General features: G+C 39.8%; 15 protein-coding genes. 5 read left to right on the top strand and 10 right to left on the bottom strand.

Going from position 1 to position 18,268, the window contains the following annotated elements; all coding sequences use genetic code 11:
* Nucleotides 1-188: 188 nt before the first annotated feature.
* From lonB to H9631_RS20730, 4 genes are all read right to left on the bottom strand, one after another.
* Nucleotides 189-1,856: an ATP-dependent protease LonB gene (gene lonB, locus H9631_RS20745; RefSeq protein WP_191816127.1), complete on the bottom strand. Its 1,668-nt coding sequence runs from the start codon at nt 1,854-1,856 to the stop codon at nt 189-191.
* A gap of 150 nt (nt 1,857-2,006) precedes the next feature.
* A complete protein-coding gene (clpX, locus tag H9631_RS20740) occupies nt 2,007-3,260 on the bottom strand; it encodes an ATP-dependent protease ATP-binding subunit ClpX (protein ID WP_191816125.1) in 1,254 nt (417 codons plus the stop codon).
* Nucleotides 3,261-3,523: 263 nt separating this feature from the next.
* A complete protein-coding gene (gene tig / locus H9631_RS20735; RefSeq protein ID WP_191816123.1) occupies nt 3,524-4,813 on the bottom strand; it encodes a trigger factor in 1,290 nt (429 codons plus the stop codon).
* A gap of 127 nt (nt 4,814-4,940) precedes the next feature.
* On the bottom strand, nt 4,941-5,927 hold the full coding sequence (locus tag H9631_RS20730; protein WP_191816121.1) for a tetratricopeptide repeat protein: 987 nt from the start codon (nt 5,925-5,927) through the stop codon (nt 4,941-4,943).
* Nucleotides 5,928-6,277: 350 nt separating this feature from the next.
* Here H9631_RS20730 and H9631_RS20725 point away from each other — a divergent pair, with 350 nt between their 5' ends.
* Together H9631_RS20725 and H9631_RS20720 are read left to right on the top strand one after the other, a co-directional pair.
* Nucleotides 6,278-7,465 (top strand): CaiB/BaiF CoA transferase family protein, encoded by a 1,188-nt coding sequence (locus tag H9631_RS20725; protein ID WP_191816131.1) that lies wholly within the window; start codon nt 6,278-6,280, stop codon nt 7,463-7,465.
* Nucleotides 7,466-7,480: 15 nt separating this feature from the next.
* A complete protein-coding gene (locus tag H9631_RS20720) occupies nt 7,481-8,674 on the top strand; it encodes an acyl-CoA dehydrogenase family protein (protein ID WP_191816119.1) in 1,194 nt (397 codons plus the stop codon).
* 359 nt (nt 8,675-9,033) lie between these two features.
* Here H9631_RS20720 and H9631_RS20715 read toward each other — a convergent pair whose 3' ends face one another.
* The gene (locus tag H9631_RS20715) at nt 9,034-10,182 is read right to left on the bottom strand and encodes a saccharopine dehydrogenase family protein (protein ID WP_191816129.1); all 1,149 of its coding nucleotides are present in this window, start codon (nt 10,180-10,182) and stop codon (nt 9,034-9,036) included.
* A gap of 198 nt (nt 10,183-10,380) precedes the next feature.
* Here H9631_RS20715 and H9631_RS20710 point away from each other — a divergent pair, with 198 nt between their 5' ends.
* Nucleotides 10,381-11,244, top strand: coding sequence for a thermonuclease family protein (locus H9631_RS20710; protein ID WP_191816117.1), 864 nt, complete (start codon nt 10,381-10,383; stop codon nt 11,242-11,244).
* Nucleotides 11,245-11,289: 45 nt separating this feature from the next.
* Here H9631_RS20710 and H9631_RS20705 read toward each other — a convergent pair whose 3' ends face one another.
* Complete coding sequence (locus tag H9631_RS20705; protein ID WP_191816115.1) at nt 11,290-11,937, bottom strand: FusB/FusC family EF-G-binding protein; 648 nt, start codon at nt 11,935-11,937, stop codon at nt 11,290-11,292.
* Nucleotides 11,938-12,258: 321 nt separating this feature from the next.
* On the opposite strand from H9631_RS20705, the gene H9631_RS20700 reads away from it, so the two are divergent.
* Together H9631_RS20700 and H9631_RS20695 are read left to right on the top strand one after the other, a co-directional pair.
* Nucleotides 12,259-12,522 (top strand): excalibur calcium-binding domain-containing protein, encoded by a 264-nt coding sequence (locus H9631_RS20700; protein ID WP_191816113.1) that lies wholly within the window; start codon nt 12,259-12,261, stop codon nt 12,520-12,522.
* Nucleotides 12,523-12,848: 326 nt separating this feature from the next.
* Nucleotides 12,849-12,989, top strand: coding sequence for a YjcZ family sporulation protein (locus tag H9631_RS20695; protein WP_191816111.1), 141 nt, complete (start codon nt 12,849-12,851; stop codon nt 12,987-12,989).
* A gap of 153 nt (nt 12,990-13,142) precedes the next feature.
* On the opposite strand, the gene H9631_RS20690 is transcribed toward H9631_RS20695, so the two are convergent.
* The 4 genes from H9631_RS20690 to hisC all read right to left on the bottom strand — a co-directional run bounded on the left by H9631_RS20690 (nt 13,143) and on the right by hisC (nt 17,962).
* Entirely contained in the window at nt 13,143-13,412 is a 270-nt protein-coding gene (locus H9631_RS20690; RefSeq protein WP_318246844.1) for a hypothetical protein, read from the bottom strand.
* A 548-nt stretch (nt 13,413-13,960) separates the two neighbouring features.
* On the bottom strand, nt 13,961-15,394 hold the full coding sequence (pdxR, locus tag H9631_RS20685; RefSeq protein WP_191816107.1) for a MocR-like pyridoxine biosynthesis transcription factor PdxR: 1,434 nt from the start codon (nt 15,392-15,394) through the stop codon (nt 13,961-13,963).
* A gap of 146 nt (nt 15,395-15,540) precedes the next feature.
* Complete coding sequence (locus tag H9631_RS20680; RefSeq protein WP_191816105.1) at nt 15,541-16,839, bottom strand: aminotransferase class I/II-fold pyridoxal phosphate-dependent enzyme; 1,299 nt, start codon at nt 16,837-16,839, stop codon at nt 15,541-15,543.
* Between the two features lie 19 nt (nt 16,840-16,858).
* Nucleotides 16,859-17,962: a histidinol-phosphate transaminase gene (hisC, locus tag H9631_RS20675; protein ID WP_191816103.1), complete on the bottom strand. Its 1,104-nt coding sequence runs from the start codon at nt 17,960-17,962 to the stop codon at nt 16,859-16,861.
* Nucleotides 17,963-18,268 lie beyond the last annotated feature (306 nt).

The raw sequence follows: 18,268 nt of genomic DNA, 5'->3' as shown, positions 1-18,268 counted from the left end.
AACTCTGCATAAGGTAAGAATCAGTTTTCATTCTAGACGGTGGCGACGAGAAACGTCGCCCGATTGTTTCCTCTGAACATTTGTGGCATCCGCCGGAGGCTTTAACTTTATTCAGCTAAGGTTTGCCCCCACTGAATGAAATATTTTATCTACCCCTTACAGAAGTGGGAGACTTCTGCTGAATGAAGTTAAACACTCTTTTTTCCCTTTCCCTGAAGCAGATCTGTAAAAACAAAGTCGTGGCTGCTATTGCTAATCAATGCTTTTTTAAGTACTTCCTCTATCCTTTGTATCGGAATAATTTCAATACCTTCAATACTTCCAAGAATGGAACGCATATTTTCTTCTGGTATGAAAACTGTCCGAGCCCCAGCTTGCTTGGCTGCCTTCACCTTAGCCAGAATACCACCAACTGGCTTAATATCCCCTTGAATACCAATTTCTCCGGTCATAGTCACTTGATTATCCACTGGAATTTTAAAAATTGCCGAGTAAATTCCGACTGCCATTGCAACGCCAGCCGAAGGCCCATCAATTGGAATCCCGCCGGGAAAATTCACATGAATATCATATTGGTGCGCGGGAACCCCCATTGACCTGAGGACCGTGAGAACATTTTCAACAGACCCCTTGGCAAGGCTTTTTCTTCTGATTGATTTCCCTTGCCCATTAATGCTCTCTTCTTCAACGATTCCAGTAATGTTGATCGTTCCCTTCTCCTTAGAAGGGATGACCATTATTTCTATTTCCAAAAGCGCGCCACTGTTGGGCCCTGTGACTGCCAATCCGTTGACAATTCCTACAGAAGGGCTCTGTGCGATTTTCTTTTCGTACCTCGGAACCAATTGACTTGCCTCGATAATCCATTCAACGTCAGCATCCAGTATTTGCTGTCTTTTTTCTGTTATCGCCAAGCCTGCAGCAATTTGAATGAGATTGACCGCTTCTCTTCCGCTTGAAGCATAAGCAGCAAGTGTAGACAAACCAGAATCACTTATTGATAGTTCCACTTTGTCAGCTGCTTTTTTTGCTACGCTCTTAATTTCATTCAAATCCAGTTCCCGGAAGAAAACCTCCATACAACGGGATCTGATTGCTGGTGGAATTTCGCTTGGTGTTCTCGTTGTAGCCCCAACAAGCCTGAAGTCAGCAGGAAGACCTTTTTGAAAAATATCATGGATATGAGTGGGTATTTGGCTGTTTTCTTCACTGTAATAGGCACTTTCCAAAAAGACTTTACGATCTTCCAAAACCTTTAGCAGTTTATTCATTTGAATAGAGTGAAGCTCACCAATTTCGTCTATAAACAAAATGCCCCCGTGTGCATTAGAGACAGCTCCTTGTTTTGGCTGCGGGATGCCTGCCTGCCCCATGGCGCCAGCCCCTTGGTAGATGGGATCGTGAACTGAACCGATCAATGGGTCCGCTATCCCCCGTTCATCAAAACGTGCAGTAGTGGCATCCAATTCAACAAAGACAGCTGATTGGTGAAAAGGGGAACTTTCAAATTTCTTAGCTTCTTCTAAGACGAGTCGGGCGGCGGCAGTTTTTCCAACCCCTGGAGGCCCATAAATAATGACATGCTGCGGGTTCGGTCCGCACAAAGCTGCCTTCAAAGCTTTAATCCCGTCTTCCTGCCCGACAATATCATTAAAGCTTAAAGGCCTCACCCGCTCCGACAAAGGCTCTGTGAGCTTGATTGAGCGCATCCTTCTCAATTGTTCCATTTCTTTTTTTGATTCCCTGTCAATTGTTACCTTTTGCGATCTTTGGTTTCTTAATAGATTAAAAAAATAGAGCCCAATGACTGTTCCAAAAAACAACTGAATGAATAAGATGACGGCAGTCCAATTCATCATATTCCCTCCTGACCTCACTTTTTTACATATGGGTAGTATCTCCGTACAAGATCAGGAATAAACGGAATATTTCATGTGGTCTCTATTCAAAAAAATAACAAAAAAGTCCAGGAAGCTGTCTGCCTCCTGGACTTTTCAGTTACAGTTTTATGCGGTTCCCTTCAGCACTGTTCCGTCTTCAAGAACAAGCTTTGGCGGTTTCTCATCAAGTACAGAGTCTTTCGTAATGATACATTTTTTAATATCTTCACGCGAAGGAAGATCGTACATAATATCAAGCATGATGCTCTCAATGATCGAACGGAGTCCGCGCGCACCTGTCTTGCGCTCTATTGCTTTTTTAGCAATCTCACGAAGGGCGTCTTCTTCAAAGTCAAGCTCAACATTATCCAGTTCAAGCATTTTCTGGTATTGTTTGACAAGCGCATTTTTTGGTTGTGTCAATATTTGAACCAATGCTTCTTCATCAAGCTGTTCCAGACTTGCAATAACAGGCAGACGGCCGATAAATTCTGGAATCAAGCCAAACTGTAATAGATCCTCAGGAAGGACTTTCGATAAAAGCCCTTTTTCTTCAATCTCTTCCGGCTTATTATCAGAACCAAAGCCAATCACCTTCTGACCCAAACGTCGCTTAATGATTTGCTCAATGCCATCAAAGGCTCCGCCGCAAATGAAAAGAATGTTTGTTGTGTCCACTTGAATGAACTCCTGATGAGGATGCTTACGTCCGCCTTGAGGTGGAACACTTGCAGTTGTTCCTTCAAGAATTTTCAACAGTGCCTGCTGAACACCTTCACCTGAAACGTCACGTGTGATGGAAGGATTTTCAGATTTCCGCGCCACTTTATCGATTTCATCAATATAAATGATGCCTCTTTCCGCTTTCTCCACATCGTAGTCTGCAGCCTGAATCAATTTCAATAGGATATTTTCCACGTCTTCCCCGACATATCCTGCCTCAGTTAACGAAGTCGCGTCCGCAATGGCGAACGGAACGTTCAAGATACGTGCAAGAGTTTGTGCAAGAAGGGTCTTACCGCTACCCGTCGGCCCTATTAAACAAATATTACTTTTGGACAATTCAACATCATCAATTTTGCTGTTGGAATTAATCCTTTTATAGTGGTTATAAACAGCAACAGCAAGCGCTTTCTTTGCCTGCTCCTGCCCGATGACGTAATCCTTTAAAATTTCGCGGATTTCACGGGGCTTTGGAATATCTTTGAATTCAAATTCTTCTTCTGTACCAAGCTCTTCTTCAACAATTTCCGTACAGAGTTCAATACATTCGTCACATATATATACACCTGGTCCGGCGACCAGTTTGCGGACCTGTTCTTGAGTCTTACCGCAAAAAGAACATTTTAATTGTCCTTTTTCTTCATTAAATTTAAACAATGAACTCTCACCCCTTTTAATAACTATACCTTAGCCTCGCTACAAAGTTGCCGTTGTTAAATAGTTATGTATTGCATTGTAGCATATTTCATGAACAAATATACACTTTTTCGCTCAGCATCGGTGATAATTGATTATTTTATTGATGATAGTAAGGTTTGTTATGTATGGAGCTCGTACTTCTATTTATTGTAAAACAAGGCACGTGTTACCCCGCGCCTTGTTTTTATTATATGTTGAATTTTCAACGTTATGTTTATAAATTATGCACTTGCAGATTTGTTTTCAACTAGGAAATCAACTGCTTTTTGAACCTTAAGATCAGAGACGATATGATCAGTATTGCCACCAAACGCTTTTTTAATATCTTCAACAGACATACTGTACATATCAGCCATTTTTTGAAGCTCTTTATCTACATCTTCTTCACTTGGCTCCAGATTTTCCGCTTTAGCAATTGCCTCAAGCGTCAAATTCATGCGAACGCGTTTTTCAGCATCCTCATTCATTTGGCTCTTAAGCGCATCTTCGTCTTGTCCGGAGAATTGGTAGTAAAGATCTAAGTTCATTCCTTGCATTTGAAGACGTTGTTCGAATTCCTTCATCATGTTTTTTAGTTCATTTTCAACCATAACTTCCGGAAGATCAATCTCTGCATTTCCAGTTGCTTTTTCAACCAAAGAATCGCGAAGTTTATGTTCTGCTTCATGTTCTTTGTCTTTTGTCAGACGTTCTTTGATAGAAGCTTTCAATTCATCAAGTGTTTCAGCTTCTTCGTCAACATCTTTTGCGAATTCATCATCCAACTCAGGTAGTTCTTTTGTCTTGATTTCGTGTACTTTCACTTTGAAAACAGCCGGCTTTCCAGCCAATTCTTCTGCATGGTACTCCTCTGGGAAAGTGACAGATACGTCTTTTTCCGCTCCTGCTTCCACACCTACAAGCTGTTCTTCAAATCCTGGAATGAAGCTGCCGGAACCAATCTCAAGAGAATAGTTTTCAGCTTTTCCGCCTTCGAACGGCTCATCATCGACAAATCCTTCGAAGTCGATTGTAACTGTGTCGCCTTCTGCAGCTGCACCATCTTCTTTGATAACAAGCTCAGCTTGACGCTCTTGAAGAGTTTTCAATTCATTTTCAACATCTTCGTCAGTCACTTCTGTATTAAGCTCTTCTCCTTCAAGACCTTTATAGTCACCGAGTTTCACCTCAGGCTTGACGATTACAGTAGCTTTGAAAATCAATTCTTTTCCTTTTTCCATTTGCTCGATGTCAATTTCTGGTTGATCAACTGGTTCAATACCTGCTTCTTCCACAGCAGTAGTGTAAGCTTCTGGAAGAATTGCATCAAGTGCGTCCTGATAAAGTGATTCTACACCAAATCGCTTTTCAAAAAGTGAACGGGGAATTCTTCCTTTACGGAAACCCGGAATGTGTACTTGTTTTACAACTTTTTTGAACGCTGTATCAAGACCCTTATCGACAGTTCCCTGATCAACTTCTACTGTAAGGACTCCTTTGTTGCCCTCTAACTTTTCCCATTTTGCTGACATATTCATTACCTCCAACTACATATCTTCGATAAATCTCTTATGTAAATCTTATTTTTTGATCTTAACAACGGATGGCATAACCATTATATTATAACATAGCTTTTCAACTATTTAAAGAGATGAAAAATTAAACGATTGATGGCGAATGCTGCTCCAGATCAAAAATAAAAGAAATAGCTTGTTCCAATTCATTCGGATCAACTTGAAACTTTTTCGCTGTCTTTTCGTTACTCCAATTCTCTCCATACATCTCGTGGCCAAAACCCCTGTATGCAGCAGCCCACAGTGCCGGATTATTTGGAGTAAATTCAAATGGAAATAACAAAAACTGATGGCGGAGAATCATTTCCTTCAGTTGTTCCAACAGTATAGGGTTCTCATTTTCAAGTTCTTCATTCAATTTGGCAACGATAGCTTGATAAAACGGACCCTCCATGATATCAGGAAGCTCGCTTGGAATAAAATTACCTTCATAATCAAATTTACTAACTTGTACAGGTGTTTGAATCTGATGCTCCATTAATACATTCAAGGTGGCAGTCTGCAAAAACGGATGAACTTGACTGTCTTTTAAAAGATTCAGTAATGATGCCAAGTACGGTTGAATATTTCTATCCCCTAAACTGCTTATGAAAACCAATTGCTCTCTGAAGTCACCTTTACCGAGGACAGATTCAACTTTTTCCTGGGAGGAATGGGGATTCTCTTTATTAGTAAGGGCTCTTTTGCTGAACTGTAATAACGTTTCGTAATGTTCCCTCTTTTCCAGCGGCACATGCTGCTCTTCAAAAAGGGTTTCCAATGTATGGACCACCTGATCATGCATGTTTAGCTGCATCAATATCATCAAATAGAGATCAATGTTCTCATAATAGTCACCGATTCCTTTATGAAGCATATCCTCCGTTCTCTCTTTAGCCCTTTGATAATCGGCGCTTTCATAATAGGCTACTGCAAGAGCCATATCAATTTCGTCATCATCATGACCAATTTCTCTTGCCTGTTCAAAGAAATGTGCCGCTTCTTCAAATTGACGATCCTTCAAGCGTTCCATTCCAAATTGAAAGAGTCGCTTTTTTAACCCCGGAAATAAAATAATGTTGTCTTTTTTCATATAAAACCCTTCCCATTCAGAACGAGCTTACCTTTTTAAGAGGAACTTTAATGTAAAATAGTTTAGCATGTGAGTCTTTGAAAAACAAACATCTTAAGAAAGAGCAAGCGGCTGTTCATCAAATATAGACTGAAGAACCTCCTAAAGATAAATGAAAGCAAAAACCCCATATACCAAGAAGGAATATTTAGAATTTTTATAGAATATATGTAATATGTATAGGACAAAATAGCACATTTTTTTCGTTCCACTACTTTTCCTCTTTTGTCCGCCGTCTAATTATCCAGACACCAAAGCGATTCATTTTTTGATCAGACCTATTCATATGCGCGAGAAAGGAGTGGTACTAACTGAGCCATGCACTGAAAGGGGTTAAGGTGTTGGATCTGTCGAGAGTGCTTGCAGGGCCCTATTGTTCAATGATTTTGGGTGACCTGGGAGCACAAGTGGTAAAAGTGGAAGGCCCTGAAGGAGGAGATGACACAAGAAAATGGGGACCCCCTTTTCAAAAAGGGGTCAGTGCCTATTATTTATGCGCTAACCGAAACAAGAAAAGCTTGACGTTGAATTTGAAATCAACCGAAGGAAAAGACATTATTAAAAAGCTTGTAAAAGAAAGTGATGTTGTCATTCATAATTTTAAAACTGGGACAATGGAACGGCTCGGACTCGGTTACGAGACTCTTAAAAACATTAATCCCGGTATCGTTTTCTGCTCCATTACAGGATTCGGAGAAACCGGTCCCTATAAAAACTTGCCAGGATACGATTTTATCATTCAGGCAATGAGCGGTTTCATGAGCATAACCGGAGATAGAGATTCTGGACCTCAAAAAACCGGCATTGCTATCACAGACGTTTTGACAGGTTTATATGCGTGCATTGGTATCCAAGCCGCGCTGCTGGAACGGGAACGCTCAGGATTGGGACAAAGAATCGACATTGCTTTATATGACAGTGCCGTCAGTGCCCTGATTAACATCGCAAGCAACTTTTTAATGTCGGGGCAAACTCCCGAACCACTTGGGAACAGCCACCCTAATATCGTTCCGTACCAATGCTTTCAGACAAAGGACAGCGATATGGTGGTAGCTGTTGGCAACGACCGGCAATTTGCAGCTTTATGCCGACTGATGGGATTAGCAGAGCTGGCTGAGGACTCTAGATTTGCAACAAACCCAAAAAGAGTAGAAAACCGGGAAGTACTAGTATCTATTTTACAAAAGCGTTTGACAGAAGCTGGAGCCGATGAATGGATCAGACTTTTTCGTGACAATAACATTCCTTGCGGACCAATTCAAACCATCAATAAATTGGAAGAAGATCCGCAGCTTCTAGCGAGAGAAACTATTCAAACCATTGACCACCCTACAGCTGGAAAAATCAAAATGATCGGAAGTCCTTTGAAGCTTTCACGTACTCCTGCCAAAGTGCGCTATTATCCGCCGGATGCCGGGGAGCACACAAACGAAATACTGATGGAGCTTGGATACGATGAAGATTTGATCAGATTTTTAAAGAAAAACAAAATCATCTGATAAGGGGTGCTGTAGTTGAACTTCGACTTTAGCGATGAACAAATCATGTTAAGAAAAACGGTACGGAACTTTGTTGATAAGGAAATCATGCCTCATATTGCCGAATGGGATGAAAAAGGAGAGTTTCACTCTGAAATCATTACTGCTTTAGCTAAACTCGGTTTGATGGGAGTCTGCATTCCGGAAAAATACGGTGGAAGTGAAATGGATTATAACTCTCTTGCCATTGTGTGCGAGGAGCTAGAAAGGGGCGATACAGCATTTCGTACAGCCGTATCTGTACATACCGGATTAAACAGCATGACGTTGCTTCAGTGGGGAACGGAAGAGCAGAAACAAAAGTACCTCATCCCTCAGGCTAAAGGTGAAAAGATCGGTGCGTTCGGATTGACGGAGCCAAATGCAGGATCTGATGTTGCCGCCTTGCAATCGACCGCAGTCAGAGATGGGGACTACTATATATTAAATGGGCAAAAAACATGGATTTCCCTTTGTGATGTGGCTGACCACTTCCTCGTTTTCGCTTACACGGACAAAAGCAAAAAACATCAGGGGATCTCAGCTTTCATTGTGGAAAGGACAATGATAGGCTTTTCCTCAAAGGCAATTAAGGGGAAATTGGGAATTCGCGCAGGTAATACCGGAGAAATATTCTTTGAAAATATAAAAATCCCAAAAGAAAACCTACTTGGAAAAGAAGGAGAAGGCTTTAAAATTGCTATGTCTGCTTTGGATAGCGGACGCTTTACAGTGGCGGCGGGAGCTTGCGGTCAAATTATGGCCTGCCTTGAAGCTAGCTCTAAATACTGTCATGAGCGCGAAACCTTCGGTAAGAAAATCGGAGACCATCAGCTTGTGAAACAGATGATTGCCAACATGGAAGCCGGCCTGCAAATGAGCCGTTTGCTTGTGTACCGTGCAGGAGAACTAAAAAACAAAGGAGTACGCAATACGAGGGAAACATCCCTTGCCAAATGGCAAGCGTGCGATTTCGCTAATAAAGCCGCAGACGATGCCGTTCAAATTCATGGAGCATATGGTTATTCAAATGAATACCCCGTAGAGCGATATTTGAGAAATTCTAAGGCACCAGTAATATATGAAGGAACACGGGAAATCCACACCGTCATGCAGGCCGATTATGTACTAGGTTACCGCGAAGATAAAGAGCTTAATAGAATGTTGCCGGCATGGCCCTTTGTAGATTAAATCAATTCGTAAGGAGGCCGTCCTGTCAAAGGACGGCCTTTTAATGTATATGAGGACTCCGTTAAGGTTAACGGAATCGCGCTGGTGTAATTTTGAAAATGAATCTAAAATGAATCGTGCAACTACAAATAACATTATTCTCGCTTAATCGGTATTGTTTCTTGGTGCATTATTAAAATAAAGGGTATCTTCACCTATTCGTAACCGTTTTGCGATGCATTCCCAATAGCGACACCATTCTCGCCTTATTTTATGACCTTTTCTCATCGCACCCACATATATGAATAACTATTCTTTGACTACATCAACCTTTTTCAAAAGCTACCCCTCCCACATAAGTCATTAGCTTCAGAGCTTCCCTAATATCTTTTCTCAACTATATGGACTCCTCTTTTGGCCATTTCTTCTATATAAATATCCCCTGGAACAATCTGTTCAGGTGGAAATACTCCTTTCTTATTTATTATCCCCTCGCCTATCATTTGGGCAACAACGGATATCGTGTTAGCTGTCGCCCGTGCCATTGCAGTGACTTGATGTGCACGGTCCTTATATGTCACCATTTCATATTCGAAAGTTCGCTCCTCTCCACCTGCCTCCCCCGCTACAATGACTCTGAGCACAACTACATCATCTTTATCCTTCAAATCAACGATAGGCTGCAGTACTTTTAAGAGAACATCCCGTGGTTTTACCTGTCTACCTCTCACTTCTACGCTATAATCCGGGCGCGTCAAGTTCAAATCAACTAGTAGTTTGAACTTCTCACAATGTCCAAGGTATCGGACTGTTTTATATTCCAATGTTTGTAAGTTAGGATAGGACTTTGATAGGGTAGACGTTCCACCTGAAGTGTGAAAGGCCTCCAATGGACCAAATTTTTCAAAATACACTTTTTCCACTTCCGATAAGGATGGAATTTCTCTGATTTCCCCATCACGGATGACCAAGGATGGATCAGTATAATGGTCAAACACGCCCTCCATTGAAAAAACATGGTTATATTCCAGAGGAGGCTCTGGCCGCAGCGGAATTCCTCCAACATATAATCTGACAGACGTTGGACTGGTTAATTTCCCTACGCCATATCCTGATAAAATATTGATCATACCAGGAGCTACGCCAAGGTCAGGGATTAGTGTAATATTAGCGGCTTTTGCTTTCTCGCGAAGTTCGAGCACCTTATCTGTTATATGCCCGATATGACCTCCTAAATCAACAGAGTGTGTTCCCGCTTGAATAGCGGCTTTTGCCACCTGCTCATTAAAAGAATAAAATAGGGCGTTAATGCCAACATCGTACTCTTGAAGAAAGTGAACTAGAGCTTGAAAATTTCTGGCATCCAATTGATAAGCTTTGAGCTTTGGCGAATCGATTGCTTTACATACAGCCTTTGCCTGATCAAAATTAATATCTGCAATGCCAACCTCTTTCACTTTTTCCGAACCAGCAAGATCACGGGCTGCTTCCTTTCCCATTAATCCCGCACCCAATACAGCTATTTTCAATAATCTCACTCCCCTTCTCCCTAATCATTCTATGTGTAAATGAAAGGAAGAATTATCAAGTTCAAACAGGAAGCTTTGTCTTTTTCTTTTTCCAAAATTTGCTTGATTAAACAATCTCTGATGTTAAAATAGACTTTGTTTGTATGCTCTTCAATTTGAGAGATCTGAACAATTCATTATCAAAGGAGTTCAAATACTATGAACGTCATTTTGGGAGTTATTTTCATATTTTTAATTGGCATTATTACAACAACAGCATTCAAGCGAAAAATTACTGTTCCCATCCTTGTGCTCAGCCTGTTTGCCTTGACCGCTTGTTCTGACGTTGACAGCGCTCCGGTTAATCAAGCTCAGAAAAAAGATGAGGTTCAACAGGTAGAACAAGAACCAACTTCCGAAACAGATCAAGCTACCAAGACATCTGGTACGGTTGATCATATTCCTGTAACACTAGTTAAAACAATAGACGGCGACACCATTAAGGTCCGTTACGATGGAAAAGAACAAAATGTCCGCTACCTTTTAATTGATACACCTGAAACAAATCACCCGCGTTTAGGAAAGCAGCTGTTCGGTGAAGAAGCCAAGGAGCGAAACAAACAACTGGTCGAAAATGGAGATTTAACACTGGAGTTCGACATTGGGGAACGTATTGATAAATACGGGCGTTTGCTGGCTTATGTGTATGTCGATGGAAAAAGTGTACAAGAGACGCTGTTAGAAGAAGGTTTAGCCCGGGTTGCCTATGTCTACCCTCCAAATACAAGACATTTAACCCCTTACGAAGAAGCACAAGAAAAAGCGAAAGCGAAAGAAATCGGTATTTGGTCCATCGAAAACTATGCAACAGATTCAGGCTTTAAAGAATCTTCGACAGAATCATCAAAAGGCTCACAGCAATCCTCCAGTAACAGCCAGACTTCTAAGCCGGCAAGCGGGACAGATTTTTTTCAAAACTGCACAGAACTAAGAAAGGTTTATCCAGATGGCGTCCCTGAAGGCCATCCCGCCTATCAGGCTAAAATGGATAGGGACAAAGATGGATATGCCTGTGAAAGATAACAGTCAATCTCATAAAAGGGACATAAAAAAACTGAGGAATAATCCTCAGTTTTTTAAATTCTCTATGAAATATTCAAGCTTATCTAGACTTTGCAAATTTTGATTACATTCCAGGCTATCATCACAAATATAATTCCCTCGGTTAGTGAAAGTTTCCTTCCCTCTTTTTACATTTGCCATGAACAAACCCACGTCTCCATGATGATTGCATAAAGAACAAATCCCCTTTGTTTTATGCCTAAACGTTCCATGAATCCCCATTAATTTTCCTTTGTAATCAAATATGAGGAACTTTTTATCAGAACGGATATCATACCAGCCTAAATAAGTTAATTCTTTAAAATCCACATTCTTCAAAAATTGCAGTTTCAGCTTTCCCGCTTTTGGGAAAAGTTTCCCTACTGTTTTTTCCGTTACGGGCTTAAAAGGTATTACGTATGGTTTTAGAGCATCCAGATAATTTTTCCCCTGAATCTCCTGTTCGATTTCGGTTATTTTATGAAAAAACTGATGATCCTCACTCATTTCCGGAAACAGATTCAATATCTTGTCCAGCGCTCCATATTTGAGCGCATCTAGAACGGATGGATCCTTTACGGTAGAATGGGCATGCACCAAATTCTTCACTTGAAATTTAATAAAATTAAACTGGTCACATCTAATGAAGGGTTGTATTTCATTATGGCTTGTCATTTTAACTAACTCCTTAATTTTTAATATAAAAAATTCGGATGGAAGACAAAGCCATTTATTAAGGCGATGGATTAATCAGTCTACCTCACGCAAAGTATCGCCAGTTTTAATAAAAGGCTTTGCATGAGACGTCGCAAATGCTGGCGGAAATATTTTCGCCATCTTCTATCACCTCCAGTGATCAAGTATATTATACAATAAATGTATATTGTCTGTTAAATAAATTTGCATTTCTTCAATATAGCTTATTTTTAATTTAAAATTTATTTTCTACTGGAAAAATAGTAAAATATTAAGAAAATAGTAATAGGAGTGATTTGAGTGAAAAAAATATTAGCGGTTGTACTGGGAGCCGGACTTGTTTTTGGTTACGCCTCCTATGATACAGCGGAAGCAAAATCCAAAGTAAAAACATACAAAAATTGCACCGCTCTGAATAAAGATTATAAGGGTGGCGTTGCAAAATCGTCCAAAATAAAAAATAAAGGCGGAAAAACAAAGTACAAGCCACACGTTTCTTCGAAACTCTATAACGCAAACAAAAAAATGGACAGAGATAAGGATGGTATTGCGTGTGAAAAATAAGCTCTAACAAATTCTAAACAAATGAAAGTTAAGGATCCGTATAATTACGGGTCTATTTTTTATTGTTCATATACTAGGCCTGGAGTTAACCGTGTTTGATTTTTCAACGCTTATGAATTCTTTCATAGTCTCAGAGTATGAAGATTTGATTTGAGTGGATGTTTGAGCGGAGTTTTCAAACGTGGAAGAAAGCAGTGGTACACCGGATTCATTAAACCAAGATACGGTCCCAAAATTAACCCATTTTTGAGATTTGTCCGCATATCCCTAGCTCGTTTTACTTGGACCTGCATAATTTGTATTAATCCTATAAGGTGGTGATATTCATGGGCTTCTTTGGCTGCGGATTTGGCGGCGGTTGCGGCGGATACGGATATGGCGGAGGATATGGCTTTGGTAATTCCTTTGCTTTAATCGTAGTCCTGTTTGTTTTGTTAATTATTGTTGGTACTTCATTCCGCTACTAATTAGATTTTGAAATCCACCATAGTTCAACCGTTTCTTCATCTATCTTCGACTCATCTTAACCTCCAAGAGCGCTTTGCAGCGCTCTTTTTCTCAAGGTCAAATCTAATGCAGTATGCGATTATTCCTCACCAATGATTTTGCAGCATCATTAATTATTTACCGTAATAGACAATACTGATTGAAACAATGAGTACAACAAGTCCCAATACTATATAAATCCATGATAATCTTTTGATATTATAGGTCAATGAGCTTTTTTCGTATGCCAAGGATCTGGCTAATTCATCCTGGGAAGTAGATCCCTCTTCTTCATATTTCTTCATTTGCCTTGTTACATCTCTTCCAACAAGAAACGTACCTACAAGAGCAGCTATACTCGTAATAATCCCACCAATAATCATATATAATGTCAAAGAAATCACTCCCTATATCATATGCGCTTAAACAGTATTCTTGTTCTCATCAATGATTTAAAGTATGTCAGCCTTCATGAAAACCGGCAAACCTTTAGAAAAATTACTTAGTATATATCCATTTGTTCATACAAGAAGATCACCGTTAAGGAAGATGTCCTCTGAAGCCTTCAATTCTTTCTATTACTGCATCATTATTCATTTTAATCAGTTTCGATCACAATTGGACCATCCAGTTCTGCATTTTTCTCCTCATCCACTTTAAAGAAACCGAGGCAGAAGCAATGCGCCTTGGCGTATTTGCGCTCAGATTTTATCGACCTCCTCTCGATAAATTACAATCCGTGGCATCCAGCGGAGGCTTTAACTTTAATTAGCCTAGGATTGAAGCCCTACTGAATGGAACACCATTTACAGATGTGGGAGACTTCCGATGAATAAGTTAAAAATCCACATTGAAAAGCGCAAAAAATCAACAGTTTTACAATTGATTTTTTGCGCTCTTTAATGTTGCAGCTAGTTTTGTCTCAGCCTCTTCAGATTTCTTTGTTCTAAATCTAAACGAAACTTTTTAATGCACTGGCAAATCTAGAGATTCCTTCCTCGATTAAGTGGTTTTGCCCTCGTCCATAAGAAAACCGAATATAGCCTTTATCGGAACCAAAAATACTCCCTGGGACGAACGCTACCCCTTTTTTCATCGATTCATCGAGTAGCCTATATTCATCAACTGGTTCATTTAACTTATACCATAAATGAATTCCGCCTTCGGGTACAAAAAAATTCGTTTCATGATCTGATATCTTCAAAAGCGACGAAATCATTAAATCTCTTCGTTCTTGAAGGTGCTGTCGAAGCATTAAGATGTGCTTGCCGAATTGTGGCGAGCCTAAGAATTCATTAGCCACCCATTGGGGAAAAACGCTGTGTCCAAAATCCACTTGTTGTTTGGCATCAGCCAAGCGTTCGATCACCTTTTGCGGCCCAATGATCCAGCCAATTCGCAGTCCTGATGCCACTATCTTAGAAAGCGAACTAATATACACTACATTTCCACTATCGTCCATTGACTTTAAGCAAGGGCCTATTTTTCCATCAAACGAAGTCAAACTATATGGATCGTCCTCTATAATCGGAATGCCATACTCTGAAGAAATGTCCAAAATCCGTTTACGTCTAGATACAGACATTTTTGCTCCAGTAGGGTTTTGATGATCTGGATTCAAGAACAGCATTCTAATCCGATGTTTTTTTTGAAGTTCTATAATATCATCCGGATTCACGCCATATTTATCAACTGGCAATAATAGAATTCTAAGACCAGCAGATTGAAAAATAGGTAGAGAATAGGCGTACGATGGATTTTCAATCGCTACAGTATCTCCTGGCTTCAGCAAACATTGCACGATTAAATGAAGGGCTTGCTGCGCTCCCGAAGTGATCAGGATTGAATCTGGACTGACACGGATATTTTTATAATCTTCCACATGATGAGAAATGGTCTCGCGCAACAGCTCATTCCCCTGTGGATGATCATATCCCAAATGACCATTGAATGGGTGCTCAGTTAAAATAGAACGAAATTGATCAGCAGGAAAGAGATCTGAAGCCAATTCACCACTTGCCAAATTGATTCGCTCATTTTTCTGTGTTTCCGTACGGATTTTCTGTACTAAAGGTAGATTGGGCAGAAAAGAACCATCCTCCACATATCTTCCCCAATTGGGGACCCGTTTGTGAGATATCCCCCATATATCTGTGTTGATATACGTACCGCTCCCCTTTTTTTTAACTACCAATCCAATAGATTGTAATTCATCATAAGCTGCCACAACTGTGCTGCGATTAACCTTAATTTTTTTTGCTAAAGCACGCTCAGATGGCAAGGGGACATCAGGAGAAAGTTCGCCTGATGAAATACCTTGCTCTATAAACTCCGCAATTTGTTTATAAATAGGTTTTTTAGACGAAGGATCTGGTGTAAACTCCATTTACTATCACTCCGTATTGAGATTTACAAGAATATGTTTTATAGAAATAATTATACCTATAATTAAATTATCAGGCAGTAAAGGAGTACTTACAGATTACGTGGTTCTGTCGTTACCTTTTTCATCCCTTTATTCATGCTTTTCATTCATGACATTTCCAGTAATTCCTTAATTCCTATATATATGAATTCAAAAAGTTCTTCTAAATTATCTTCATCAACACATGAAAATGCGATTCTTAAATCAGTTTGATTGATGGCAACCGTACCGACCCCATACTGCTCCAATAAATAATTTCTCAATATTTCCACATCGACTTTATCTATTTTTAAACACATAAAATACCCCGAATTAAACGGGTAATGCGTCCACACTTTCTGGTACTTGTCTTGACTAACTATTTCTTTAACCCGTTCAGCCCGTTTCTTCATCAATTCATACATGAGGCGCTTTTCTTCCTCATACTCATTTGATTTTAAAGAATGTAGAACGATTGTCTGAGATAAATGGGAACTGCTCGAAATGGTTCCTCTAATAATCCCTTTTGTTTTCTGTTCCAAGGCTAGCAATACTTCCTTGTGGCCTGAGGCGTACGTAATAAAACCAACTCGTAAACCCCAAACATAACTCTCCTTTGTTGCGCCATCCACTTTAATTGGCAATATTCTAGAATGAAGACCAGAAACCCTGCCGAATAGAGATTCCTTCACGGAATTCTCATAAAATAGGCCAAAATATGCGTCATCCAAAATCAATACAATATTAATGCCTGCCTCAGCAGCTTCAAGTAATGCTGATATGATTCCCTCGACTTCTGCCTCATCAGGAGTATAGCCTGTTGGGTTATTCGGAAAATTGAGTAACACGATTGCCTTTCCTGATTTTTTCTGTTTTAATAATTGTTCCCTAAATCCAACGACATTTATATTCTCGCATTGATCAAAAAGCTCAAAAGTTATCAGGCTTCCACCCCGGCGAATATGAAAAATGGACGCGTAATTTCCCCAGTACTTATCAGGAAGAATAATCGCATCATTTTCATTTACAAATAAATCTGCCAAAATACTTAAGCCATGGGTTAAAGCATTTGTAGCAATTGGAAGACCGATATTTTTGATTTTCAAAGAGGGATTTTCTCTTAATAACTTCTTTCTCCACTCTTCACGCAGCTCTTCTTTTCCAGCTGGTGGTGCATAGGGATATACCTCTTCAGGAGAATACCCTTTTAAGGTTTCATGTATATGTTTATAATGCATGGGAGAATGATTGACAGTTGCTATTCCAATAGTTGCATTATATCGGGTTGCCTGGGTACTTGCCTCCGCACTTTGACTCAAAATTCCCTTTGGATAATATAGCCTCTTACCAAGATCAGATAGTAATTCAAAAATATAAGGGTTGGATTTTTGTATACGGGCATTTAAATTTTCTGCAAGCTCATTCATTCGTTCTCATCCTCAATATTCAGTTTTTGATCATTGACTCTAGTTGTTTAATGAACGTTGCATTCTCTTCCAGAGTTCCGACTGAAACCCGTAAGTACTCAGGCATGTCCCAGGCATCACCATAACGGACGATAACTCCTCCTTCAAGCAGCCCCTCATGCACTTTTCTTGCCTCTTGGCCAATTTTTACAAAAACAAAATTAGCCATACTTTCTATATAGGATAAGCCTAATCTAGAAAAAGCTTCGTATAATTGTTTTCGCCCAGATGTGTTCACAAGCTTTGACTGGTTAACATGATCGACATCTTCGATAGCCGCTGCTGCTGCATATTGAGCTAGTGCATTAACATTAAATGGTTCTTTTACACGTGTGATACTCTCGATAATAGATGATGGCGCCGCCCCAAACCCTATTCTTATACCTGCTAGACCGTATATTTTGGAGAAAGTTTGGAGAACAATCAATTGATGGCCTGATCGAACAAACTCTAAGCCATCTGTATAATTGGCATTTGTTGCAAAATGACTATATGCAGCATCAAGTACAAGAAGGGTATGTTCAGGCAGTGCTGACACCAATGCTTCGAGATCATTCGCAGATAAATACGTGCCCGTTGGATTATTAGGCGAACATACGTAAACCAATTTTGTATGATCTGTAACAGACGACAAGATTGTATGGATATTAAATTGAAATCTATTATCAAGAGGAATACTAACAATGTTAGCCCCCATCAAATTCGCCCCAAATTGATATTCACTAAAAGATGGGGAGAGAACAATAATTTCATCATCGGGTTCAAGATACGTCTCAGAAATCAAGGTAATCAGCTCATCTGCACCGTTTGTAATAATGAATTGTTCCGTAGTTAAGGATAAATGAGCTGCCAAGACTTCTTTTAATCTTGTAGCATGAGCATCAGGATACCTGTTAAGCGTCCACAGAGCATGCTGTAATACTTCAACTGCTTTAGGTGATGGACCAATTGGATTTTCATTTGAAGCTAATTTGACCACTTGATCCAAGTCTAATTCACTCTGTAATTCCCAGATTGGTTTACCTGGTTGGTACGGTGTTATCTTATTTAAAGCTAAGCGCCTTTTTATTTTGTTTTTCTCCACTTTTCAATCCCCCATTAGCGTAAAAAATACTCACCCACACAAGACAACGAGCACAGAATTAGCGTAATAAAACCTTATTAATAATTTTAACGGAAATGTTGTATTTTTAACCATCCAATTTTAGCTTGTTTTGACCATCCACTTGTTATTTGACAGCTCTTCATTCCATGTCCATTATCAAATGTGCCTTGGCGTTTTTGCACCCAGAATTTATCGAGTTCCACTCGTTAATTTTGTATGAAAATTATTTCCGCTAGAAAGCAATACTTAAGTAAGCCCTCTATTCCTATTTTTTAAAAAGGGCTT

The organism is Bacillus norwichensis (assembly GCF_014836955.1).
Classification (GTDB): domain Bacteria; phylum Bacillota; class Bacilli; order Bacillales; family Bacillaceae_C; genus Siminovitchia; species Siminovitchia norwichensis.
The sequence above is the reverse complement of the archived record's forward strand: the minus strand, read 5'-3'. Positions and strand labels throughout refer to the sequence as shown.